The sequence below is a fragment of the Xanthomonas sp. LF02-5 genome (assembly GCF_034105325.1).
In the GTDB taxonomy this organism is placed as follows: domain Bacteria; phylum Pseudomonadota; class Gammaproteobacteria; order Xanthomonadales; family Xanthomonadaceae; genus Xanthomonas_A; species Xanthomonas_A sontii.
Genome location: NZ_JAXGGF010000001.1, coordinates 63,244 through 84,737, shown reverse-complemented (window position 1 = coordinate 84,737; position 21,494 = coordinate 63,244). Strand labels below are relative to the sequence as shown.

22 protein-coding genes are annotated in these 21,494 nt (G+C 68.7%); 4 read left to right on the top strand and 18 right to left on the bottom strand.

What is annotated here, in order from left to right:
• Window positions 1-109: 109 nt before the first annotated feature.
• The 6 genes from atpA to SLW52_RS00405 all read right to left on the bottom strand — a co-directional run bounded on the left by atpA (window position 110) and on the right by SLW52_RS00405 (window position 4,482).
• Window positions 110-1,657, bottom strand: a complete 1,548-nt coding sequence (gene atpA, locus SLW52_RS00430; RefSeq protein WP_320739679.1) for a F0F1 ATP synthase subunit alpha — start codon at window positions 1,655-1,657, stop codon at window positions 110-112.
• Window positions 1,658-1,804: 147 nt separating this feature from the next.
• Complete coding sequence (locus SLW52_RS00425; RefSeq protein ID WP_017910292.1) at window positions 1,805-2,332, bottom strand: F0F1 ATP synthase subunit delta; 528 nt, start codon at window positions 2,330-2,332, stop codon at window positions 1,805-1,807.
• 1 nt (window position 2,333) lies between these two features.
• Entirely contained in the window at window positions 2,334-2,804 is a 471-nt protein-coding gene (locus SLW52_RS00420) for a F0F1 ATP synthase subunit B (protein ID WP_017910291.1), read from the bottom strand.
• A 114-nt stretch (window positions 2,805-2,918) separates the two neighbouring features.
• Entirely contained in the window at window positions 2,919-3,218 is a 300-nt protein-coding gene (gene atpE / locus SLW52_RS00415; protein ID WP_010340497.1) for a F0F1 ATP synthase subunit C, read from the bottom strand.
• A 77-nt stretch (window positions 3,219-3,295) separates the two neighbouring features.
• Window positions 3,296-4,090, bottom strand: a complete 795-nt coding sequence (gene atpB, locus SLW52_RS00410; RefSeq protein ID WP_017910289.1) for a F0F1 ATP synthase subunit A — start codon at window positions 4,088-4,090, stop codon at window positions 3,296-3,298.
• Between the two features lie 26 nt (window positions 4,091-4,116).
• Window positions 4,117-4,482: an ATP synthase subunit I gene (locus SLW52_RS00405; protein ID WP_267108048.1), complete on the bottom strand. Its 366-nt coding sequence runs from the start codon at window positions 4,480-4,482 to the stop codon at window positions 4,117-4,119.
• Between the two features lie 445 nt (window positions 4,483-4,927).
• On the opposite strand from SLW52_RS00405, the gene SLW52_RS00400 reads away from it, so the two are divergent.
• Window positions 4,928-5,740: a hypothetical protein gene (locus SLW52_RS00400; RefSeq protein WP_017911696.1), complete on the top strand. Its 813-nt coding sequence runs from the start codon at window positions 4,928-4,930 to the stop codon at window positions 5,738-5,740.
• Between the two features lie 128 nt (window positions 5,741-5,868).
• On the opposite strand, the gene SLW52_RS00395 is transcribed toward SLW52_RS00400, so the two are convergent.
• The 3 genes from SLW52_RS00395 to aceF all read right to left on the bottom strand — a co-directional run bounded on the left by SLW52_RS00395 (window position 5,869) and on the right by aceF (window position 9,916).
• Window positions 5,869-6,156, bottom strand: coding sequence for a hypothetical protein (locus SLW52_RS00395; RefSeq protein ID WP_150411109.1), 288 nt, complete (start codon window positions 6,154-6,156; stop codon window positions 5,869-5,871).
• A 61-nt stretch (window positions 6,157-6,217) separates the two neighbouring features.
• A complete protein-coding gene (gene lpdA / locus SLW52_RS00390; RefSeq protein ID WP_267121423.1) occupies window positions 6,218-8,014 on the bottom strand; it encodes a dihydrolipoyl dehydrogenase in 1,797 nt (598 codons plus the stop codon).
• A gap of 132 nt (window positions 8,015-8,146) precedes the next feature.
• The gene (gene aceF / locus SLW52_RS00385) at window positions 8,147-9,916 is read right to left on the bottom strand and encodes a dihydrolipoyllysine-residue acetyltransferase (protein WP_320739681.1); all 1,770 of its coding nucleotides are present in this window, start codon (window positions 9,914-9,916) and stop codon (window positions 8,147-8,149) included.
• 211 nt (window positions 9,917-10,127) lie between these two features.
• Here aceF and SLW52_RS00380 point away from each other — a divergent pair, with 211 nt between their 5' ends.
• Window positions 10,128-10,871: a hypothetical protein gene (locus SLW52_RS00380; protein ID WP_320739682.1), complete on the top strand. Its 744-nt coding sequence runs from the start codon at window positions 10,128-10,130 to the stop codon at window positions 10,869-10,871.
• Window positions 10,872-11,029: 158 nt separating this feature from the next.
• Here the strand turns inward: SLW52_RS00380 and SLW52_RS00375 are convergent, their stop codons facing one another.
• Window positions 11,030-11,569 carry a DNA-deoxyinosine glycosylase gene (locus SLW52_RS00375; RefSeq protein WP_320739684.1) on the bottom strand — a complete coding sequence of 180 codons (540 nt, stop codon included), beginning with the start codon at window positions 11,567-11,569 and terminating at the stop codon, window positions 11,030-11,032.
• Between the two features lie 182 nt (window positions 11,570-11,751).
• Here SLW52_RS00375 and SLW52_RS00370 point away from each other — a divergent pair, with 182 nt between their 5' ends.
• A complete protein-coding gene (locus SLW52_RS00370; RefSeq protein ID WP_017907486.1) occupies window positions 11,752-12,381 on the top strand; it encodes an OmpW family outer membrane protein in 630 nt (209 codons plus the stop codon).
• A 117-nt stretch (window positions 12,382-12,498) separates the two neighbouring features.
• Here the strand turns inward: SLW52_RS00370 and SLW52_RS00365 are convergent, their stop codons facing one another.
• From SLW52_RS00365 to SLW52_RS00345, 5 genes are all read right to left on the bottom strand, one after another.
• Complete coding sequence (locus SLW52_RS00365) at window positions 12,499-13,062, bottom strand: DUF1453 domain-containing protein (protein ID WP_320739685.1); 564 nt, start codon at window positions 13,060-13,062, stop codon at window positions 12,499-12,501.
• A gap of 13 nt (window positions 13,063-13,075) precedes the next feature.
• Window positions 13,076-13,879 carry a MetQ/NlpA family ABC transporter substrate-binding protein gene (locus SLW52_RS00360; protein WP_017907484.1) on the bottom strand — a complete coding sequence of 268 codons (804 nt, stop codon included), beginning with the start codon at window positions 13,877-13,879 and terminating at the stop codon, window positions 13,076-13,078.
• A 179-nt stretch (window positions 13,880-14,058) separates the two neighbouring features.
• Window positions 14,059-14,754 (bottom strand): methionine ABC transporter permease, encoded by a 696-nt coding sequence (locus tag SLW52_RS00355; RefSeq protein WP_152236506.1) that lies wholly within the window; start codon window positions 14,752-14,754, stop codon window positions 14,059-14,061.
• The gene (locus SLW52_RS00350) at window positions 14,751-15,758 is read right to left on the bottom strand and encodes a methionine ABC transporter ATP-binding protein (RefSeq protein WP_320739686.1); all 1,008 of its coding nucleotides are present in this window, start codon (window positions 15,756-15,758) and stop codon (window positions 14,751-14,753) included. The genes SLW52_RS00355 and SLW52_RS00350 overlap by 4 nt, the downstream gene beginning before the upstream one ends.
• 97 nt (window positions 15,759-15,855) lie before the next feature.
• A complete protein-coding gene (locus SLW52_RS00345) occupies window positions 15,856-16,752 on the bottom strand; it encodes a DMT family transporter (protein ID WP_320739687.1) in 897 nt (298 codons plus the stop codon).
• A 300-nt stretch (window positions 16,753-17,052) separates the two neighbouring features.
• Here SLW52_RS00345 and SLW52_RS00340 point away from each other — a divergent pair, with 300 nt between their 5' ends.
• Window positions 17,053-17,535: a YajQ family cyclic di-GMP-binding protein gene (locus SLW52_RS00340; protein WP_017913076.1), complete on the top strand. Its 483-nt coding sequence runs from the start codon at window positions 17,053-17,055 to the stop codon at window positions 17,533-17,535.
• A 365-nt stretch (window positions 17,536-17,900) separates the two neighbouring features.
• Here the strand turns inward: SLW52_RS00340 and salA are convergent, their stop codons facing one another.
• Genes salA through SLW52_RS00325 form a run of 3 tightly spaced genes read right to left on the bottom strand, consistent with a single transcriptional unit; the run spans window position 17,901 to window position 21,142 of the window.
• Entirely contained in the window at window positions 17,901-19,187 is a 1,287-nt protein-coding gene (gene salA / locus SLW52_RS00335) for a salicylate 1-monooxygenase (protein WP_152236510.1), read from the bottom strand.
• Between the two features lie 22 nt (window positions 19,188-19,209).
• Complete coding sequence (locus SLW52_RS00330; protein ID WP_017915018.1) at window positions 19,210-19,929, bottom strand: alpha/beta hydrolase; 720 nt, start codon at window positions 19,927-19,929, stop codon at window positions 19,210-19,212.
• Window positions 19,930-19,948: 19 nt separating this feature from the next.
• Window positions 19,949-21,142: an outer membrane protein transport protein gene (locus SLW52_RS00325; protein ID WP_267085763.1), complete on the bottom strand. Its 1,194-nt coding sequence runs from the start codon at window positions 21,140-21,142 to the stop codon at window positions 19,949-19,951.
• Window positions 21,143-21,494: the final 352 nt, after the last annotated feature.

Below are 21,494 nucleotides of genomic sequence, written 5' to 3'. Positions count from 1 at the left end.
CAAACCCAAATACCTGACTCTTGAGATCCGGACGATGACCGGGGATCGGCAGATCCCCTGTACCACCGCTCTTACGAATCCCGAATGCCCAATCCCGAATCCCGGCTCTTTACCAGCTACCCGTGCTCTTGAACTCGCCGATGCCCTTCTTGAACGCGGCCTCGATGTCGCCGTTCCAGTCGCCGGTGTCGTTGACCTTGGCGATCAGCTCGCCCTGGGTGTTGGCGAAGTGGGCGTGCAGGCCCTCTTCGAACGCCAGCAGCTTGTTGACCGGCACGTCGTCGAGGTAGCCCTCGTTGACCGCGTAGATCGACAGCGCCTGGTTGGCGATGGACATCGGCATGTATTGCTTCTGCTTCATCAGCTCGGTGACGCGCTGGCCGCGCTCGAGCTGCTTGCGGGTGGCTTCGTCCAGGTCCGAGGCGAACTGCGCGAACGCCGCCAGCTCGCGGTACTGCGCCAGCGAGATGCGGATGCCGCCGGAGAGCTTCTTGATGATCTTGGTCTGCGCGGCGCCGCCGACGCGCGACACCGAGATACCGGCGTTCACCGCCGGGCGGATGCCGGCGTTGAACAGGTCGGTTTCCAGGAAGATCTGGCCGTCGGTGATCGAGATCACGTTGGTCGGCACGAACGCGGACACGTCGCCGGCCTGGGTCTCGATGATCGGCAGCGCGGTCAGCGAACCGGTCTTGCCCTTGACCTCGCCCTTGGTGAACTGCTCCACGTACTCCTCGGACACGCGCGCGGCGCGCTCCAGCAGGCGGCTGTGCAGGTAGAACACGTCGCCCGGGTAGGCTTCGCGGCCCGGCGGGCGCTTCAGCAGCAGCGAGATCTGGCGGTAGGCCACGGCCTGCTTGGACAGATCGTCGTACACGATCAGCGCGTCTTCGCCGCGGTCCATGAAGTACTCGCCCATGGTGCAGCCGGCGTAGGCGCTGATGTACTGCATCGCCGCCGACTCGGAGGCGGTCGCGGCGACCACGATGGTGTGCGCCAGCGCGCCGTTCTCTTCCAGCTTGCGCACGATGTTGGCGACGGTCGAGGCCTTCTGCCCGATCGCCACGTACACGCACTTGATGCCGGTGTTCTTCTGGTTGATCACCGCGTCGATGGCCAGCGCGGTCTTGCCGGTCTGGCGGTCGCCGATGACCAGCTCGCGCTGGCCGCGGCCGATCGGGATCATGGCGTCGACCGACTTGTAGCCGGTCTGCACCGGCTGGTCGACCGACTTGCGCCAGATCACGCCCGGCGCCACGCGCTCCACCGGCGCGGTCTGGCTGGTGCCCAGCGGGCCCTTGCCGTCGATCGGCTCGCCCAGCGCGTTGACCACGCGGCCCAGCAGTTCCTTGCCGACCGGCACTTCCAGGATGCGACCGGTGGTCTTGGCCACGTCGCCTTCGCGCAGGTTCTCGTAGTCGCCGAGCACCACGGCGCCGACCGAGTCGCGCTCCAGGTTCAGCGCCAGGGCGTAGGTGTCGTTCGGCAGTTCGATCATTTCGCCCTGCATCACGTCGGCCAGGCCGAAGATGCGCACGATGCCGTCGGACACGCTGGTGACCGTGCCTTCGTTGCGCGACTCCGCGGCCAGCTTGACCTGCTCGATGCGGTTCTTGATCAGTTCGCTGATTTCGGAGGGGTTGAGCGTGGTTGCCATCTTGGTTTCCTTCGGATCGTCCATCGCGCAGCGGCGGATGGCGACGTGTGGTTAGCTTCTTTGAGAATCGGGAATGGGGAATCGGGAATCGCGGGTGGCGTCGCCGCCGGGCCGGGTTCTCTCCTCTCTATTCGCCATTCCCGTTTCTTAGTGGGCCAGTGCGGATTGCAGACGCGACAGCTTGCCTTTCAACGAACCGTCGATGACCACGTCGCCGGCATCGATCACCGCGCCGCCGATCAGCGAAGCGTCCACCGCCGTGGTGATCTCGACCTCGCGGCCGAAGCGCTGCTTGAGCGCCACCTTCAGCGAGGCCACCTCGGCATCGCTCAGCGCCGTCGCGGAGGTCACGTTGGCCTGCACCACGCGCTCGGCCTCGGCCCGCAGCTGGTCGTACAGCCCGGCGATCTCCGGCAGCAACGGCAGCCGCTGGCCTTCGGCCAGCAGGCTCAGGAAGCGCTGGTACTGCTCGTCGGCCGCTTCCGGCGCCAGCAGCGACACCGCCTGCTCCCGCTGCAGCAGCGGGTTGTGCAGCAGCGCGGCCACGCGCGGGTCGGCGGCGACCTGGGCGGAGAACGCCAGCGCCTGCGACCAGGGCGCGAGCTTGCCGGCGTCGCTGGCCGCGGCGAACGCGGCGCGAGCGTAGGGACGCGCCAGTGTGAGGGCCTGGCTCATCTCAGATCTCCGCCGCCAGCTCGTCGAGCAGCGCCTTGTGGGCGTTGGCGTCGATTTCGCGCTTGAGCAGCTTCTCGGCGCCGCTCACCGCCAGCAGCGACACCTGGCGACGCAGGTCTTCGCGCGCGCGGTTGGCCGCGGCGTCGATCTCGGCCTGGGCCAGTTCCTTCTGCCGGTTGGCTTCGACGATCGCCTCGTGCTTGGCCGCCTCGACGATCTGGTTGGCGCGCGCATGGGCCTGATCGATGATCTCGTTGGCCTTGATGCGGGCATCCTTCAACGCTTCGTTGACCTTTTCCTGCGCCTGCGCCAGATCCTTCTGACTGCGATCGGCGGCGGCCAGGCCTTCGGCGATCTTCTGTTGGCGCTCTTCGATGGCCTGCATCAGCGGCGGCCAGATCTTGGTCGCGACGATCCAGATCAGACCGGCGAACGCCAGCGCCTGGGCAAAGAGGGTGAGACCGATATTCATGGGGTACGCTCAGCCAATGGTGACGGGGTGGACGCGCCGCCAGCACGGCGACGCGTCCGAACCTTCATCCGTAGCGGCGGCCGCCGATGGCGACCGCACGCCGGTACGACGGGATCAACCGCCCTGCGGCAGACGCGCGACGAACTCGCCGATCATCGGGTTGGCGAACGCGAACAGCAGGCCGACCGCGACGCTGATGATGAACGCGGCGTCGATCAGGCCGGCGGTGATGAACATGCGGACCTGCAGCACCGGGATCAGTTCCGGCTGGCGCGCGGCCGATTCCAGGAACTTGCCGGCCATGATGGCCAGACCGAGGCCGGCGCCCAGCGCGGCCAGGCCGATCATGATGCCGACGGCGAGGACGGTGGAGCTCTGGACTTGGGCGAGGTTGGTCAGGACGGCGAAGTACATGGTTTTCTCCAGGAACAAAGTTGCTTGAGGATGGTGAATCGAACGAAGGGTTGCTTAGAACGCGTGAAACAGAAACGTCAGTGGCTGTCTTCCGCCAGGCTCAGGTACACGATGGACAGCATCATGAAAATGAACGCCTGCAGCGGAATCACCAGCAGGTGGAACAGCATCCAGCCGAAGCCGAACGCGCCGCCGGCCAGCGCACCGAGGATGCCGGCACCGCCCAGCACCCAGATCAGCAGGAACACGATCTCGCCGCCGAACATGTTGCCGAACAGTCGCATCGCCAGCGACACCGGCTTGCTCAGCCATTCGACGATATTGAGGATCAGGTTGAACGGCAGCATCCACTTGCCGAACGGCGCGGTGAGGAATTCCTTGGTCATCCCGCCCACGCCCTTGGAGCGCAGCGAGAAGAACAGCATCAGGAAGAACACGCTGATCGACATGCCCAGGGTGGCATTGACGTCGGCGGTGGGCACCGGCTTCCAGTAGTGCACGCCGACCCAGCCCAGCGGGATCGCGAGGAAGTCCGCCGGGATCATCTTGATGAGGTTCATCAACAGGATCCAGAAGAACAGGGTGATCGCGATCGGGGTCACCAGCTTGCTGGTGCCGTGGTAGGTGTCCTTGGCCTGGCGGTCGACGAACTCCAGCATGATTTCCACGAATGCCTGCCACTTGCCGGGCACGCCCGCGGTGGCCTTGCGCGTGGCCAGCCAGAAGCCGAACACCATCAGCAGGCCCATCAGCAGCGACATCACCAGGGTGTCGACATGCAATTGCCAGAACCCGCCTTCCTGCACCTGGAAGGTGAGGTTGTGCAGATGGTGCTGGATGTAGGAGGTAGGGGTTTCTGCCTCGCCCGCCATGAGTCCTGAGCCTTTTCTTGATTCGATCAACGCCTGGCCAGAGCCAGAACCTGGAACATCAGCCCGACGGCGATACCCGCCAACAGGGCCAGAGGAGGCAACCGCCACCAGGCAAAGCCCAGCGCCAGCACCGCGAACACCAACACCCACTTCAGCACCATGGCCGCGATCAACCGCGCCAGCGCCGAACCCGCCGCCTGCACGCCGCCATTGAGCGCGGTGCGTGCGGCCAGCCATCCCCCTGCCACGGTCGCCAGCCCGGTTGCGGCGGCGCCCATCGCGTATTTCGGTCCCAGCAGCAGGAACAGCAGGGACACCACGGCCACCGCCACCAGCGGGTAAATCGCTGCGCGCAGCATCAGCCGCCGACCCGCATCAACGGAGTTCAGCACAGAAAATCCTGCAATTGGTGGTGGATTGAGGACGTCTTCGCGTCCGTCGAGCCGCGGAATTATAGCAATGGGACAATTTGCGAGACAACCGCCAGGGGTCCTGGCCGCGTCCGAATGCCCATCCGCCCGTAGACGATAACACGGCCACCGCCCGCCGCCGGCGCCGAATGCGGCATTGCAGCACGCCTTTGCGGAGGAACTTTCTGTCCACTGCGCTGTCTGATCGGACAGGGACTGCGCTCATCCTCGTCGGCCCACAGCGCAGACCCACCGAGCCCCGGTCCTCCCGGGGCTCTTTTCGTTGCGCGTTCTGGGACGGGCGTGGCGGCCCGGGCCACCATACTTTCACGAATGGTGGACGCAAATTTAAGGATAGTGACGGCACGCGGTGGCCCAGCCATCGACGCCTCATCAAAAAACCCCAAGACGACGGAGCTTGTCCCCCATGAAACACTTGCTTGCCCTGGCGCTGCCGTGCGCGCTCGCCGCCGCTTACGCCCTGCCCGCCCACGCCGAAGACGGCGACGACCGCTTCACCCTGCGCCTGGGCGCAATGAACGTCGACAACAACAACACCCTTCGCGGCAACACCGTCATCAACGGCAATGCCATCTCCGGGTCGCAGGACTTCAAGCTGGGCGGCAAGGAGTGGGAGCCGCGCGTGGACGGCGTGTTCCGCATCAGCACCCGCCAGCGCCTGATCTTCGACTACTTCAAGTACGACAAGGACCGCCGCGAGGAGCTGGGCCAGGACGTCAGCTATGGCGGCGTCACCGTGCCGTCGGGCAGCTTCGTCAAGGGCCAACTGAAATATCAGGTCGCCAGCCTGGTGTACGACTACTCAGTGATCGATACGCCGCAGTTCAGCATGGGCCTGCAGCTCGGTGCCGAGTGGGCCAAGGTCAACGGCAAGGCCTATGCCGACCTGGGCCCGCTGTACACCGGCACCTTCGTCGACGAAAGCGACGACGGCGCCGCGCCGGTGGTCGGCCTGCGCTTCACCGCGCACCCGAACGAACACTGGCTGTTCAATGTGCAGGGGCAGTACGTCAACACCAAGTGGGGCGATTTCAAGAAATACGACGGCGACCTGAGCCGCGCCAACGCCATCGCCGAGTATCGCTTCACCCGCAACTTCGGCATCTTTGCCGGCTACGACTGGTTCAAGCTCGACGTGGACCGCAAGGGCGGCAACGCCGCGATCGGCCTGAAGCAGGAGTTCAAGGGTCCGGTCGCGGGCGTGACCTTCGCGTTCTGATCTTTCGGGACCCGGGACCCGCGAGCAGTTCCATGCAAAACCCCGCAGCGATGCGGGGTTTTGTCGTTCAACGGGGTGCGCGGCAGATCGCAGACGCGGTGGCAGCGACTGCGGCAGCCGACACAGGCTCACGGCGGCTTGGTCGCTCCCGCCACCAGCAGATGCTGGTGCGTCGAGCAGTAGCACTCGTCGTGCCAGCCGTAGTGCGGATCGGTGCAGATCGCATGCTGCACCGTCGCCGGCAGCGCCGCCACGTCGCTGCGCAGGTCGCGCTTCAGCGACACGAAGACCGAGCCCGGATGCGGCCAGTCGGTCCGGCGCGGCGGCTCGGCGATGCGGTTGCCGCTGGCCAGTTCGCGCTGCAGCAGCGCCTGCAGTTCGGGACATAGGGTGCCCTGCCCCACGGCGACCTCCATGCGTGGATTCACCACGGCCGCGACCGCACCGCACGCAGCGGCACGGTCGCGCCAGGCGGCGTCACTTCTTCTTCGGGATGTACAGGTCGGTGATGGTGCCGTCGTAGACCTCGGCGCTCATGCCGACGGATTCGCTCAGGGTCGGATGCGCGTGGATGGTGTGGCCGATGTCCTCGGCCTCCGCGCCCATCTCGATCGCCAGGCCGATCTCGGCCAGCAGGTCGCCGGCGTGCACGCCGACGATCGCGCCGCCGATGATGCGGTGCGTCTCCTCGTCGAAGATCAGCTTGGTGAAGCCCTCGGTGCGGCCGATGCCGATGGCGCGGCCGCTGGCCGCCCACGGGAACTTGGCCACGCCGACCTTCAGGCCCTTGGCCTTGGCCTCGGTCTCGGTGACGCCGACCCAGGCGATTTCCGGGTTGGTGTAGGCCACCGACGGGATCACCCGCGCCACCCACTCCTTCTTCTCGCCGGCGGCCACTTCCGCGGCCAGCTTGCCCTCGTGGGTGGCCTTGTGCGCCAGCATCGGGTTACCGACGATGTCGCCGATGGCGAAGATATGCGGCACGTTGGTGCGCATCTGCCGGTCGACCGGGATGAAACCGCGCTCGGTGACGTTGATGCCGGCCTTGTCGGCGCCGATCTTCTTGCCGTTGGGTGCGCGCCCCACCGCGACCAGCACGCGGTCGTAGGTGGTGGCGGCCAGCGCCGGGGTCTCGCCCGCGGTGGCGGCTTCGAAGGTCACGGTGATGCCCTTCTTGTCGGCCTTGACCTCGGCCGCCTTGGTCTTGAGATGGACCTCCACGCCCTGCTTCTTCAAGCGGTCGGCCAGCGGCTTGACCAGGTCCTTGTCGGCGCCCGGCATCAGCTGGTCCATGAACTCGACCACGGTGACCTTGCTGCCCAGCGCGCTGTACACGGTGGCCATTTCCAGGCCGATGATGCCGCCGCCGACCACCAGCAGGGTCTTGGGGATCTCCTGCAGTTCCAGCGCGTCGGTGGAGTCCATCACCCGCTTGTCGTCCCACGGGAAATTCGGCAGCTTCACCGCCTGCGAGCCGGCGGCGACGATGCAGTGCTCGAAGCGCAGCAACTGGGTCTTGCCGTCGGCGCCGACGATCTCCAGCTCGTTCGGCGACACGAACGACGCCACGCCGGTGACGGTGCGCACCTTGCGCTGCTTGGCCATGCTGGCGAGGCCGCCGGTGAGCTTGCCGACCACCTTTTCCTTGTACTCGCGCAGCTTGTCCAGGGTGATCTTGGGCTTGCCGAAGTCCACGCCGAAGTCGCCGGCATGGGCGACCTCGTCGATCACCGCGGCCGCATGCAGCAGCGCCTTGGAGGGGATGCAGCCGACGTTGAGGCAGACGCCGCCGAGGCTGGCGTAGCGCTCGATCAGCACCGTGTCCAGGCCCAGATCGGCGGCGCGGAACGCGGCGGTGTAGCCGCCGGGGCCGGCGCCGAGCACCACCATCTTGCATTCGATGTCGGCGGGCTTGCCGCTGGCCAGCGCCGGCTTGGGCGCCGGCGGCTCGGCCGGTGCGCGGTGCGACGGCGCCACCGGCGGCTTGCTGGCCGGCACCTCGGCCGGGGCCGCGACGGGCGCCGCAGCGGCGCCGTCGGCGGTCTCCAGCAGCGCGATCACCGCGCCCTCGGACAGGGTGTCGCCGAGCTTGACCTTCAGTTCCTTGATCACGCCGGCGGCCGCGGACGGCACTTCCAGCGTGGCCTTGTCCGACTCCAGCGTCACCAGGCCCTGGTCCTTCTTCACCGTGTCGCCGACGGCGACCAGCACCTCGATGACCGGAACGTCGCTGTAGTCGCCGATATCCGGGACCTTGACCTCAATGACCGCCATGCAGCTTCTCCTGTGGCCCCTCGCCGCGGCGGTGGGCGTTTGCAGTTCGTCGGCGCGACCGCGCAAACAGGCGGCGCGCGCAGGTGGGGGAAAACCGGCACCGCGACGGACGCGGCACCGTGACGACAGGGCTTACAGCAGCACGCGGCGCATGTCCGCCAGCACCTGGCTCAGGTAGGTGGTGAAGCGCGCGGCGGCGGCGCCATCGATGACGCGGTGGTCGTAGCTCAGCGACAGCGGCAGCATCAGCTTGGGCGCGAATTCCTTGCCGTTCCAGACCGGCTGGATCGACGACTTGGACACGCCCAGGATCGCCACTTCCGGCGCATTGACGATCGGGGTGAAGGCGGTACCGCCGATGCCGCCGAGCGAGCTGATCGAGAAGCAGCCGCCGCTCATGTCGGCCGGGCCCAGCTTGCCGTCGCGCGCCTTCTTGGCCAGCTCGCCGCTCTCGCGCGCCAGCTCGACCACGCCCTTCTTGTCCACGTCGCGGATCACCGGCACCACCAGCCCGTTCGGGGTGTCGGCGGCGAAGCCGATGTGGAAGTACTTCTTCAGGGTCAGGTTCTCGCCGCTGGCATCGAGCGAGGCGTTGAACTCGGGGAACTGCTTCAGCGCCGCGGCGCTGGCCTTGAGCAGGAAGGCGAGCATGGTCAGCTTGATGCCGGCCTTCTCGTTCTCCTTGTTCAACGCCACACGCAGGGCTTCCAGGTCGGTGATGTCGGCCTGCTCGAACTGGGTGACGTGCGGGATCATCGCCCAGTTGCGCGCCAGATTGGCGCCGGAAATCTTCTTGATCCGCGACAGCGGCTTGACCTCGACCTCGCCGAACTTGGCGAAGTCCACCTTCGGCCACGGCAGCAGGTTCAGGCCATTGCCGCCCGCGGCGGGCGCGGCACCGGCAGCGGCCGGCGCGGCGCCGGCAGCGGCCGGCGCGGCGCCGGACAGCGCCGCCTTGACGTAGCGCTGCACGTCGTCCTTGGTGATGCGGCCACCCTGCTCCGAGCCGCTGACCTGGAACAGGTCCACGCCGAGCTCGCGGGCGAATACGCGCACCGCCGGGCTGGCGTAGGGCACCTTCTGCGGCAGCACGCTGTCGGCGTCGAACGCCACCGGCGGGCTGCTCTGGGTGGCGGACGGCGCGGCGGCCTTGGCCGGCGCCGTGGCCTGGACCTGGGCGATCTCGCGCTGGGCCAGCTTGTCCGGCGCGGACGAGGCCGGCACCGGCTCCACGCCGCCGCCGGTCTCGGCGCTGGGCTGCACCGCGGACGCGGCCGGCGCGTCGGCATCGCTGCCGGCCACTTCGATCAGCGCCACCAGCTTGCCCTCGGACAGGCTGTCGCCGACCTTGACCTTGAGTTCCTTGACCACGCCGGCCACCGACGAGGGCACTTCCATCGTCGCCTTGTCCGACTCCAGGGTGACCAGGCCCTGGTCCTTCTTGACCGTGTCGCCGACCGCGACCAGCACCTCGATCACCGGCACGTCGCTGTAGTCGCCGATGTCCGGCACCCGCGCCTCGACCACGCCGGCGGGCGCGGCCGCGGCCGGCTTGATCGCGTTCTGCGCAGGTGCGGCGGCCGGGGCGGCAGCCTGCTGGGCCGGCGCGGGCGTGGCCTTGGCGGCCGCAGGTGCGGCAGGTGCGGCACTGGCGCCGCCCTCGGCCACTTCGATCAGCGCCACTACCTTGCCCTCGGACAGGCTGTCGCCGACCTTGACCTTGATCTCCTTGACCACGCCGGCGAACGGCGACGGCACTTCCATCGTCGCCTTGTCCGATTCCAGGGTGACCAGGCTCTGGTCCTTCTTCACCGTGTCGCCGACGGCCACCAGCACTTCGATTACCGGGACGTCGCTGTAGTCACCGATATCGGGGACAAGTGCTTCCTTGATTTCGGCCATGCGGGGAACTCCGGCAACTAATGAGGGGGAAACCCCTATTGTGGCGGCCCGCAGCCGCAGCGCCAACCTTTGGCGGGCAAAAAAGCCCGATCGCCTGCAGGGAGCGCCACTGCCGGCGGACAGTACGCCGGCGCATGTTGCGCAGCCATCGCCGGTGCACCGCCTTCACGGCGCCACGGCTAGGCTCGCCGCAGATTTCCGGAGGGCAGGCATGCGGATCCTGGTGCTGTTGATGGCGTTGGCGATGCCGTTGGTCGCCTGGTTCTCGCAACGTGGCGTGTTCGGCCCGAGCAACGGCGCCATCTCCGACCGCTACCCGACCCTGATCGTCGCCGCCGGCTACGCCTTCGCGATCTGGGGTGTGATCTTCCTGCTCGACCTGGCCTTCGGCCTGTGGCAATCCAGCGCGCGGCGCCGTCGCGTCAGCGCGCTGGCGCAGGTGCGGGCGCCGGCGGCGCTGGGCTTCGCGCTGACGGCGGCGTGGATGCCGGTGTTCTCGCAGCAGCACTTCCTGTTGGCGCTGGCGGTGATCTGGACCGCGCTGGCGGCGATGCTGCTGGCCGCGCTGCGGCTGTCGCGCGACCCCGCCCCCGAATCCGGCCAGACCCTGTGGGCCTGGCTGCCGCTGTCGCTGCACGCCGGCTGGCTGTCGCTGGCGGCATTCCTGAACACCGCGCAGGTGATCGTGGCCTACCGCTGGCTCTCGACCGAGCGGATGCTGCCGTGGAGCCTGGTGCTGTTCGCGCTGGCGGCGGTGCTGCTGCTGGGCATGAACCGGGCCATGCGCGGCAACCTCGCCTACGCGGCGGCGGCGCTGTGGGCGCTGGCCGCGGTCTACGCCAAACAGGCCGCCAGCACGCTGGCCGGTGCGCAGAGCGCGGCGTGGGTGGCCTTGCTGCTGGCCGCGGTGCTGGCGCTGCAGACGCTGTGGCTGCGCCTGCGCGCGCGGCGCTGATCCATGGACGCAACGCCAGCGCGCCGCCAATCGCCTGTTTTTGCCACATCGCGCTGTCTCGTAAGAGTGGCTTCGGCCGGGCCAGCGCTGTCGGGATAGCCGCGTCGCGGCTGAAGCCGCCCCTGCGCGTGTGCCTCGCGCGTGATTGGAGGCACCCGTCAATCGCCAGCCATCGGCACCCGCAGCCATTGTTGCAGCGGCGACCACGCCTGCAGCAGCCGCGGCCAGGCGAACGCGGCATTGGCCGGGCTGCTGGACGGCAGCGCCAGCAGCACCAGCGGCGGCTCGCGCAGCGGCAGGTGCGGCTGCACGAAGCGCGCGAACGCCTGCGCCGCCGCCGCGCCATTGCAGGCGATGGCGCGCAGCTGCGGCAACTGCGCGATGCGCTCGGGCAAGGCATTGGGAATTTCGCTGCCGCGCACGATCGCCGCGTCCAGGCTGCCGCGGCGTCGGCACTGGCCGATCACATCCCACAGGCCCACGCCGGCCGCGTGCAGCGCCTGCATCCGCGCTTCGGCGTCCAGTGCCGCATCGAAGCCGCACAGCGCCGCCATCAGCGGCCAGAACCGGTTGCGCGGATGCGCGTAGTAACGCGCCTGCTGCAACGACGCCGCACCGGGCATGGAGCCGAGCACAAGCACGCGGCAATCGTCGCGAATCCGCGCGGGCAGGCCCTGCAACAGCGGCTGCGTCGTCACGTCGCGCGCACCTGGATGAACAGCCAAAAGCCTTAAAACCTCGTTATTTCAAGCATCGGGCGCAAGTGCCTGAACGTCGCCTGCATTCGTCCGGCGAGGGTCGGCGCCGATTCATCTTCTCATCGATACGGTGTGCGCGCCCACTCCCGTGGCCCCACAAGAAAAAGATGAGGAGATACCCCATGCGGTCCATTCAGATCCTGAGCCTGGCTGTCGTGTCCGCCCTTGCGTTTGCGCCCGCCGCATTCGCACAGGATGCCGATACCGCTTCCGGCAAGCACTTCTCCGTCGTCGGCAGCGCGACCCTGCTCGACCCGCATTCCAAGCCGGCGGCCGGCCTCGACGTCGATGGCGGCCCTGCGCCGACCATCAGCGCCAGCTGGCTGATCGACGACAACTGGGCGGTCGAACTGTGGGGCGCTGCCGACAAGTTCAACCACCGCGTCAAGGCCGACGGCATCGGCAAGGTCGGTACCGTCGAGCAGCAGCCGATCGCGCTGAGCGGTCAGTACCACTTCGGCCAGGCGGACAACGTGTTCCGTCCGTTCGTCGGCGTCGGTTACTACGAGTCCAACTTCAGCAACGAGAAGCTCGCTGGCCTGAACCCGGACCAGCACATCAGCCTGGACACCGCCAAGGGCGCCATCGGCACCGTCGGCGTGGACATGAACATCAACTCCACCTGGTTCGCCCGTGCCGATGCGCGCTACATGCACTCGCGTCCGGAGCTGAAGGTGGCCGGCGAAGGCACCGGCGAAGACCTGAAGCTGGATCCGTGGCTGTTCAGCTTCGGCGTCGGCGCGCGCTTCTAAGCGTTCCGTCTCCAGCGTTTGCGCAAACGGGCCCGCAAGGGCCCGTTTGTTTTTGTGCGTGCGCCGGATCGCGCGCGCGACCAGCGCAAACCGCATTGCGCGTGCACGCGGGCGCCTTCAGCGCGGCGAGCGATCGAAACCGCGGTAGCGGTCGAACCGGCGCAGGCGCCGCCGCAGCAGCCAGGCGTAGGCGCAGGCATAGCCGAGCAGCAAGGCCGCTGCGGCCAGCAGACTGGCATGACTCATCCAGCCCTCGGTCGGCCACGCCGCACCATCGGCCAGACTGCGCCAGCCCTGCCACAGCCCGGCACCGATGCGTACCGCCACCAGCGCGGTCAGGCCCAAGACCAGCCACAGATTCGGCGTGTAGTGCAGCCCGTGCGGCAACGGCTCGAAGCGGGTGGCGACGATGCCGAGCGCCCCCAGCGGTACGCCGATGCCCCAGCCGGCCAGCGCATGCGTGGCCGCACCGGGCCACCAGTGCGCGGCGATCAGGGCGAAGACCAGCACCACCACGCTGGACAGCAGCGCCGACCCCAGTTGCACCGCGACCAGCCAACCGCGCGCTTGACGCCGCGCCGTGCCCACGCGAAACCGCTGCAGCAGCGACAGCGGCAAGAACACGGCGGTCACCGCCAGCGCGATCACGATCGCCAGCGGAATGGCCAGCAGCAGCGGCATGCGCGTGGCCCGATCAGAACGCCGGCAGCACCGCGCCCTGGTACTTGCGCTGGATGAAGGCCTTCACTTCCGGGCTGGTCAGCGCCTTGGCCAGCTTCTGCACGCGCGGATCGTCCTTGTTGTCGCGACGCGCGACCAGGAAGTTCACGTACGGCGAATCCTTGCTTTCGATCGCCAGCGCGTCGCGGGTCGGGTTGAGGCCGGCGTCGAGCGCGTAGTTGGTGTTGATCAGCGCCAGGTCGACCTGGTCCAGCACCCGCGGCAGCATCGCCGAATCCAGCTCGCGGAACTTCAGCTGCTTGGGATTGGCGACGATGTCGCGCTGGGTGGACAGCGCATTGCTCGGGTCCTTGAGCTTGATGACCCCGGCCTTGTCCAGCAGGATCAGCGCGCGGCTGTTGTTGCTGGGATCGTTGGGGATCACCACGTCGGCGCCCTGCGGCAGCGCGTCCAGCGACTTGTAGCGGCGCGAGTAGGCGCCGAACGGCTCGATGTGCACGCCGACCACGGTCACCAGGTCGCTCTTGCGGTCGCGGTTGTAGGCCTGCAGGTAGGGCTCGGTCTGGAAGTAGTTCACGTCGATCTGCTTCTGCACCACCTGGTCGTTGGGCTGCACGTAGTCGTTGAACACGCGCACGTCCAGGGTCAGGCCCTGCTGCTCCAGCATCGGCTTGACCACCTCCAGGATCTCGGCGTGCGGCACCGCAGTGGCGGCGACGCTGAGATGGTCGCCGGCGGCGCCGGCATCGGGCTTGCCGCAGCCGCCGAGCACGAGCACGGCGCTGGCGAGCAGGAGGCGGAACGGGAATCGGGTCATGGCAGGTATCCGGGAAAACGGGGGGGAGTGGAGGAGCGCGACCCGCGGCCGCGATGCGTGCACGCTAGCAGACGGCCGTGCAGGCGGGGCGATCCATGCGCGCAGGAGCGGCTTCAGCCGCGACCGCTCCACCGGTCGGGGTCGCGGCTGACGCCGCTGCTACCGCGGTACGCAGGACATCAGCGCCGGCTGTAGTGCGCGACCAGGCGGTCGCCGAGCATCTGCAACGCCTGCACCAGCAGCAACAGGATCACCACCGTCACCAGGGCCACGTCGGCATGCGAGCGCTGGTAGCCGTCGCGGTAGGCCAGGTCGCCGAGGCCGCCCGACCCGATGGCGCCGCCCATCGCGGTGAAGCCGATCAGGGCGATGGTGGTCACCGTGGCGCCGGCGATCAGGCCCGGCCGCGCTTCCGGCAGCAGCACCCGCGTCACCAGTTGCCAGGTGGTCGCACCCATAGCCAGGCTGGCCTCGACCACGCCGCGGTCCACTTCGCGCAGCGCGGTCTCCACCAGCCGCGCGTAGAACGGCGCTGCGCCGACCACCAGCGGCAGGATCGCGCCGCGCACGCCCAGCGAGGTGCCCATCGCCCACAGCGTCAGCGGGATCATCGCGATCATCAAAATGATGAAGGGCACCGAGCGCAGCACGTTGATAACCAGCGCCAGGCCGCCGTACAGCAGCGGCTTCTGGTGGGTCTGGCGCGGGCCGGTGAGGAACAGCAGCACGCCCAGCGGCAGGCCGATCAGCAGGGTCAGCGGCAGCGAGCCGCCGAGCATCAGCAGCGTATCGACGGTGGCGCGACCGATCTCGCTCCACTTGCCGGCATCGAGATTGCGGAAGAAGCCGGTGGCGGCGGTGGCGATCGGACTCATCGGCGCAGCTCCTGCACATGCACGCCGGCCGCGACGAAGGCGGCCTGCGCCGCATCCATGTCGCCGCCGACCAGGGCCACGGTCAGCTGGCCGTAGGGGGTGTCCTTGATCCGGTCGATGCGCCCGGACAGGATGTTGTAGTCCACCGCGGTGGCGCGGGCGATGCGCCCGAGCAGCGGCGCGTAGGTGTCGGTGCCGAGGAAGGTCAGCCGCAGGATGCGCCCGTCCACGGCGGTGAAATCGCGGTACAGCTCGGCCTCGTCGACGTGCTCGGCCTCGGACACGAAGCGCTTGGTGGTCGGATGCTGCGGATGCAGGAACACCTCGGTGACCGGCCCACTCTCGACCAGGTGCCCGGCATCGAGCACCGCCACGCGATCGCAGACCCGGCGGATCACCTCCATCTCGTGGGTGATCAGCACGATGGTCAGGCCCAGCTCGCGGTTGATCTGCGCCAGCAGCGCCAGCACCGAGGCGGTGGTCTGCGGGTCCAGCGCACTGGTGGCCTCGTCGCACAGCAGGATCCGTGGGCGCGTGGCCAGGGCGCGGGCGATGCCGACGCGCTGCTTCTGCCCGCCCGACAGCTGCGCCGGGTACTTGCCGGCATGCGCGGCCAGCCCGACCCGCTCCAGCAACTCGGCCACCCGCGCGTCGATCTTCGCGCGCGGCGTGCCGGCCAGTTCCAGCGGGAAGGCGACATTGCCGGCGACCGTGCGCGAAGACAGCAGGTTGAAGTGCTGGAAGATCATGCCCACGCGCTGGCGCAGCGTGCGCAGCCCGGCGCGGTCCAGCGCGGTGACGTCCTCGCCGTCGATGATCAGGCGACCGCCGCTGGGCTCTTCGAGCCGATTGATCAACCGGATCAGGGTCGACTTGCCGGCGCCGGAATGGCCGATGATGCCGAACACCTCGCCGGCCTCGATGCGCAGGTCGAGCGGATGCAGCGCCACGACCGGCTGGCCGGCGACGGAATAGGACTTGTGCAGGCGCTCGAACTGGATCAACGCGCGGGACCGGCAGCGACGGGGGGCGCAAAGCCTAGCAGGCCAGGATGGCGTGCGTTATTCCATTCGATTCTAACGTAGGCGCGCATCGCGGGGCCTAGGGGCGTGCCTGCGGCGGCGGATGCGCCACCGCGCGGATCCGCTCGCGGTGCAGCAGGTACAGGCCGCTGGCGACGATGATCGCCCCGCCCACCCAGGTCCAGACATCGGGCAGCTTGCGCCACAGCAGCCAGTCCCAGGGAATCACCCACAACAGGCCGCTGTACTCCAGCGGCGCAACCAGCGAGGCGTCGCCGCGGCGGAACGCCTGGGTCAGCGCCACCTGGCCCAGCGCCCCGGCCAGGCCCATGCCGGCGATCCAGCCGGTGTCGGCCGGGCGCAGCGGGGTCCACTCCGGCAACGCCAGCGCACCGGCGCCCAGCGCCATGATCAGCAGGAACCACACCACCAGCGACTGCGACGTGTCGGTGCGCGCCAGCAGGCTGACCAGCACCGAGGCGACCGCGTAGGCGATGGCCGCCAGCAGCACCATCAGCCCCGGCAGCGAGACGAACCCGTCCATACCCGGGCGCAGCACCACCAGCACGCCGACCAGGCCGACGCCGATCGCCGCCCAGCGCCGCGGGCCCACGTATTCGCCGAGCAGCGGCACCGACAGCGCCGCCACCAGCAGCGGCGCGACGAAGTAGATGGTGTAGGCGGTGGACAGCGGCAGGCTGCGCAAGGCCCAGGCGAAGCAGCCGATCATGGCGATGCCGAGCACGCCGCGCAGCAGATGCAAGCCCCAGCGCACCGGCCAGATCGCGCGCGGCCCGGCGCTGGCCAGCACCCATACCAGCACGAACGGCAGCGAAGCCCCACCGCGCAATGCCGCGACCTGCAGCGCCGGATAATGCGTGCTGAGCTGCTTCATCGACGCATCCATCAGCGAAAAGAACGCGACCGCGGCGATCATCCACGCGGCGGCGGCGGCATTGGAACGGGAGTTGGGCATCGGCGCATTATCGCCGCGATCGGCGATGCGCGTGGTGCCGGGGCTCATCGCGTCGGGACTGAAGTCCCTCCCACATGGCTCCAGCCGGCGCACCGGCCGATGCCGCTTCTTGTGGGAGCGACTTCAGTCGCGACGCGCGGCGCCCACCAACGCACGACATTGCGCAACGCGCCGGAACCGACATCCATCCCACCCTGCACGTGCCAGCCCCTGCGACACCGGCGCTGCCACTTCCCACCTGCCGCGCCCCACTCCTCGCCCGCACGTCTTACGATAGGCATCTTTGCCGAGGACTTGCCCATGCCTTCCTTCGATATCGTGTCCGAAGTCGACAAGCACGAACTGACCAATGCCGTCGACCAGGCCAACCGCGAGCTGTCGACGCGCTTCGACTTCAAGGGCGTCGACGCCAAGTTCGCGCTCGACGACCAGGTCATCACGCAATCGGCGCCCAGCGATTTCCAGGTCAAGCAGATGACCGACATCCTGCGCGCGCGCCTGCTGGCCCGCGGCATCGACGTACGTTGCCTGGAGTTCGGCGACGTGGAGACCAACCTCGCCGGCGCGCGGCAGAAGATCACCGTCAAGCAGGGCATCGAGCAGAAGCTGGGCAAGAAGATCGTGGCCACGCTCAAGGAAGCCAAGCTCAAGGTGGAAGCCCAGATCAACGGCGACAAGCTGCGGGTCAGCGGCAAGAAGCGCGACGACCTGCAGGACGCGATCGCGCTGCTGAAGAAGAGCGATTTCGAGCTGCCGCTGCAGTTCGACAATTTCCGCGACTGAAGCCGCCGCGCAAACGCCTCGCGCGTCATCGCCATGCCGGTGCAAGGGTGCAGGACGACCACCGCGTGGCGATGGTCGTTCTGCAGTCGACCGCGCGATATCGTCGCCACGCTGCGTGAGTGCACACGGCTGCGCATCGCCTCGCCTTGCAGGGCGGCACGGCAGACAGGCGATACGCCCATGTCGCGACCTGCGCATGCCGTCCGGCCTGCGCAAGCAGGCATGCCGGCATGACCACGCGAGCGCATCCCGGCCATTGCAGCCCATGCGAAAGCGACGCACTCCGCATCGGAACGAGACGACACCACGCAACGGCACTCCCGCCTCCGCGCCGGGACGCGGACGCCTAGCGCCGCAATTTCTTGCTAGGCACCCGCGGTGACGCCCGCGGCCAGCATTCTCCGCCCCTGCGCCACTTCGGCTTCCAGGTCGTGCGTCCAGATCCAGTCGAAGCGCTGCGCCAGCGTCTGCGCCAGCCGCGTATCGTCGGCGCCGGCCTGCGGATCGCGCAGTTCGTACAGCTCGCCGGCCTCGCGCGAGGTGCGCTGCACGCGGCAGGCGCGCGGCAGGCGCAGGCGCTCGTAGACCTGCAGCAGGGCCGGCAGATCGCCGCGCGTCAGGCCAGGCGTGGCCAGCAGTTGCGCCAGCAGATAGGCATCCTCCAGGCCCTGCCCGGCGCCGGCGCCCTGGTGCGGCAACATCGCGTGCGCGGCATCGCCGATCAGCGCCAGCCGCCCATGCACATAGCCGGGCAGCTCGGCCAGATCGTGCAGCGCCCAGTGCGTGGGCGTGTCGATGCACTCCAGCAGCGTACGCGCCGCCTCGCCCCAGTGCGCGAACGCCTCCAGCATCTCGCGGCGGCTGGCCTCGCGTACCCAGGCCTGGCCAGCGCGCCATTGCGGCGCCGGCTCGCTGCGGTCGGAGACGAAGGCAACCACGTTGATCAGCCTTCCCTGCTTCACCGGGAAGGTCAGGATGTGCGCGTCCAGGCCCAGCAACATCTGCGGCACGTCGACCAGGTGCGCGTCCACGCCGCGGGCGGCGAAAGCGGCACGCAGCCGCGCGGCGTCGATCAGGCCGCGATAGGCGCAGGTGCCGGTGAAACGCGGTTCGGCCGGTGCATGGCCGAGCGCACGCAGCACTTCGCCGCGCATGGCGGACTTGATGCCGTCGGCGGCGATCAGCACGTCGCCTTCGTACTGGCTGCCGTCGGCGAAGCGCACGCGCGCCACGTCGGCGTCCTGGTCCACGGCGACTGCGCGTTTGCCGAACCTGGCCAGCCCGAACGGCAGGCGGGTGGCCAACGCATCGAGGAAGTCGGCGCGGTGCACCGACGACTGGCCGACGCCGGGCGCCAGGGTCTGGCCCAGCAGCCGCGCGTCCTCGCCGCGGCGCCATTCGAACCAGACGTCCTGCCATGGGGCGGGGGTGCGGTCGGCGAGTTCGGCATAGGGCTCGCCCATGCCCAGGCCGGCCAGCGCGCGTACCGCATTGGGGCCGAACGAGACGCCGGCGCCGATTTCGCCGAAGGCCGGCGCCGATTCGAACAGTTGCACGTCGAGATGGCGGTGCCGGCACAGGCCCAGGGCCAGACCGACGCCGGCGATGCCGCCGCCGACGATGCCGATGCGCAGGGGGGATGCAGGATTCATCTGGAGTCTCCGGTGGGGAATGTCAGTCGCGGCCAGCCAGCAGGATTTTCTCGGCCAGCAGCGCAGGCGCGCTGAAACACACTTCGTGGCTGCCCGGCAGGCTGACCAGACGGTAACCGCCCAGGCGCGCGCTCAGCCGCGGATGCCAGCCGTACTCGCCCGGCGGCAGTGCCACATCGTCGGTGGCATAGAGCCAGCTGCGCGGGATCTGCAGCTCGTGGAAACGCTTGAGCGGTACCGCGTCGAAATGGCTGCGCGCGGGGGTCGGACTCAACTGCGCGTACGCCTGCTGCGCCTGCGCCAGGTCGGCGTCGCCGATGAAGCCGTCGCGCCAGATCGGAAACGGCAGCATGATGCCGCCGTCGGCATCGACCGCGTTCTTCCACAGCGCCTGATAGTGCGGCGGCAACAGATCGAACAGCGCCTCGCCGTCGCGCAGCACGAAGGCGTTGTGGAAGATCAGCCGCTTGCAGCGCTCCGGCTCCTCCTCGGCCAGGCGTTGCACGATGCTGCCGCCCCAGCTGTGGCCGAGCACGACCAGGTCGCGTAGGTCGTGGCGGCGCACGTAGTCCACCACCGAGGCCACGCAGTCGGCGTGCGAGACGCGCTTGTCGGCGCCCACGCCATGCCCGGCGATGGTCGGTGCGTGCACCTGCACGCCGTGCGCGCGCAGATGGGCGGCGACGCCGTCCCAGGCGTGGCCGTCGTGCCAGGAACCGTGCAGCAACAGATAGGTTTGCATGGGGTCGTCTCCGTGTGGCTCAGCGGAAGGTCCAGCCGAGGCCGAAAGTGAGATAGGTGAGGTCGCGGGTCCCGGCCTGCACGCCGCCGCTGGCGACCGAACCGCCCGGTGCGTGGGTGACGCTGCCGGTCAGCGACAGCTGCGGCGACAGCCGCCAGGTCGCGCCAAGCGCGTAGTGGCGGTACTGCGCCAACGGCGCCAGCACCGCGAGTTGCGCCTGGCTGTCGGGGATCAGGCGGCTGCCGCGGGAATAGCCGGCCCGCAGCGACCAGGCATCGTTGAGGCGGTAGTCGGCACCCAGGCGGAACACGCGCTGGCTACGCCAGCCGAAGCCCGGACCGTTCGGATCGCCGAACGCGCCGCCCTCATCGACGCGATTGCCGTAGGAGCGCTCGCCGGCCCAGTCGATCCACAGCCAGTCGGCCGCCACGGTCAGCGCATCGCTGGCCTGCCAGGCCAGACCGACACCGGCCTGCTGCGGCATGTTCAGACGGCCTTCCGGCAGCAGCGCACGGTAGCGCTGCATCTGGCCGAAGCGGATGCGGCTGGACCAGGTGACGCCGGCGCTCAGGCGCGGCGCGAGCTGGCCGTACCAGCCCACGGCGACACCGTATCCGTAGGCCGCATCGGCCCCGGCCGACTGGAAGCCGACCCCCTCCAGGCCGGCGACGTGCAAGCGCTGGTAGGCCAGCCGCGGCGAGATGCCCAGGTACTGGTGCTCGCCCACGCGCCAGGCCAGGGTCGGCGCGAATACCACCTGCTGCAGCTTGGACAGGGTGTTGTGGCTGCCATACACCGGAGCGCCGTAGTCCAGCGCGACGCCGTGGCCGAACACCGACACCCCCAGGCTCAGGTCGTCGTTGAGTTGATGGTTGTAGCCGGCGGTGGGCACCGGAACCAGCGCATCGTCGCCGTAGCGGTTGGGGCCGACCTGCGCGCGCACCGGCGCCGCGATCAAGGTGAGGTCGGCGTCCATGCGGTCGCCGACCGCGCCCATGCCGGCCGGGTTGTTGGCGGACGCCGCCGCGTCCAGCGGCAACGCGATCGAGGTGCCGGCCAGGCCCTGGGTCTGTGCGCCGTAGCCGGGCAGGGCCACGCCGTTGTTGGCGGCTGCGCCGCCGGACACCGCCGCCATGGTCCACAGCAGCGTGGTCCACGGCCGTGCGCGGTGCTGGTGCTTCTTGCGACGCGATGAATGGTGCAACTGTTGCATGATCGAGCCCTCCCTCCGAGCCGATGCGTGGGTGCGGCCGCCGACCGGCGGCACGCGGGGTCCGCACTGCCGTCGTGACGACCGGCAGCGCGGGATGTTGGAAACAGCACTCATCCTTTGTGCACGCGTCGGCCGACACGGCGACGCGGTACGACGCGAACGCAAGACCGTGCGCGCGACCGGTACGGACGCTCGCGACGATCAAAGCAGGAGACGACTGACCTCGGCGATGCATCCATGCGTCCGACACTGCCCCGCATCACACCAGGCGTCCAAGACCATGTCAGTCTCGTTTCATACCCTGCTGGTATGTTCATCGCGCGATGCGCGCTAGCACTGGATCTTCCGCGAT

Excerpts from the sequence above, each read along its gene's own strand:
- atpA (WP_320739679.1), bottom strand. The coding sequence starts at position 1,657 with ATGGCAACCACGCTCAACCCCTCCGAAATCAGCGAACTGATCAAGAAC.
- SLW52_RS00395 (WP_150411109.1), bottom strand. The coding sequence starts at position 6,156 with ATGGAGGTCGCCGTGGGGCAGGGCACCCTATGTCCCGAACTGCAGGCG.
- SLW52_RS00400 (WP_017911696.1), top strand. The coding sequence starts at position 4,928 with ATGAAACACTTGCTTGCCCTGGCGCTGCCGTGCGCGCTCGCCGCCGCT.
- SLW52_RS00355 (WP_152236506.1), bottom strand. The coding sequence starts at position 14,754 with ATGAGTCCGATCGCCACCGCCGCCACCGGCTTCTTCCGCAATCTCGAT.
- lpdA (WP_267121423.1), bottom strand. The coding sequence starts at position 8,014 with ATGGCGGTCATTGAGGTCAAGGTCCCGGATATCGGCGACTACAGCGAC.
- SLW52_RS00325 (WP_267085763.1), bottom strand. The coding sequence starts at position 21,142 with ATGCAACAGTTGCACCATTCATCGCGTCGCAAGAAGCACCAGCACCGC.
- aceF (WP_320739681.1), bottom strand. The coding sequence starts at position 9,916 with ATGGCCGAAATCAAGGAAGCACTTGTCCCCGATATCGGTGACTACAGC.
- atpB (WP_017910289.1), bottom strand. The coding sequence starts at position 4,090 with ATGGCGGGCGAGGCAGAAACCCCTACCTCCTACATCCAGCACCATCTG.
- SLW52_RS00420 (WP_017910291.1), bottom strand. The coding sequence starts at position 2,804 with ATGAATATCGGTCTCACCCTCTTTGCCCAGGCGCTGGCGTTCGCCGGT.
- SLW52_RS00425 (WP_017910292.1), bottom strand. The coding sequence starts at position 2,332 with ATGAGCCAGGCCCTCACACTGGCGCGTCCCTACGCTCGCGCCGCGTTC.
- SLW52_RS00345 (WP_320739687.1), bottom strand. The coding sequence starts at position 16,752 with ATGCCCAACTCCCGTTCCAATGCCGCCGCCGCCGCGTGGATGATCGCC.
- SLW52_RS00370 (WP_017907486.1), top strand. The coding sequence starts at position 11,752 with ATGCGGTCCATTCAGATCCTGAGCCTGGCTGTCGTGTCCGCCCTTGCG.
- SLW52_RS00340 (WP_017913076.1), top strand. The coding sequence starts at position 17,053 with ATGCCTTCCTTCGATATCGTGTCCGAAGTCGACAAGCACGAACTGACC.
- SLW52_RS00380 (WP_320739682.1), top strand. The coding sequence starts at position 10,128 with ATGCGGATCCTGGTGCTGTTGATGGCGTTGGCGATGCCGTTGGTCGCC.
- atpE (WP_010340497.1), bottom strand. The coding sequence starts at position 3,218 with ATGTACTTCGCCGTCCTGACCAACCTCGCCCAAGTCCAGAGCTCCACC.
- SLW52_RS00330 (WP_017915018.1), bottom strand. The coding sequence starts at position 19,929 with ATGCAAACCTATCTGTTGCTGCACGGTTCCTGGCACGACGGCCACGCC.
- SLW52_RS00365 (WP_320739685.1), bottom strand. The coding sequence starts at position 13,062 with ATGCCGCTGCTGCTGGCCATTCCGCTGGCGATCGTGATCGCGCTGGCG.
- salA (WP_152236510.1), bottom strand. The coding sequence starts at position 19,187 with ATGAATCCTGCATCCCCCCTGCGCATCGGCATCGTCGGCGGCGGCATC.
- SLW52_RS00360 (WP_017907484.1), bottom strand. The coding sequence starts at position 13,879 with ATGACCCGATTCCCGTTCCGCCTCCTGCTCGCCAGCGCCGTGCTCGTG.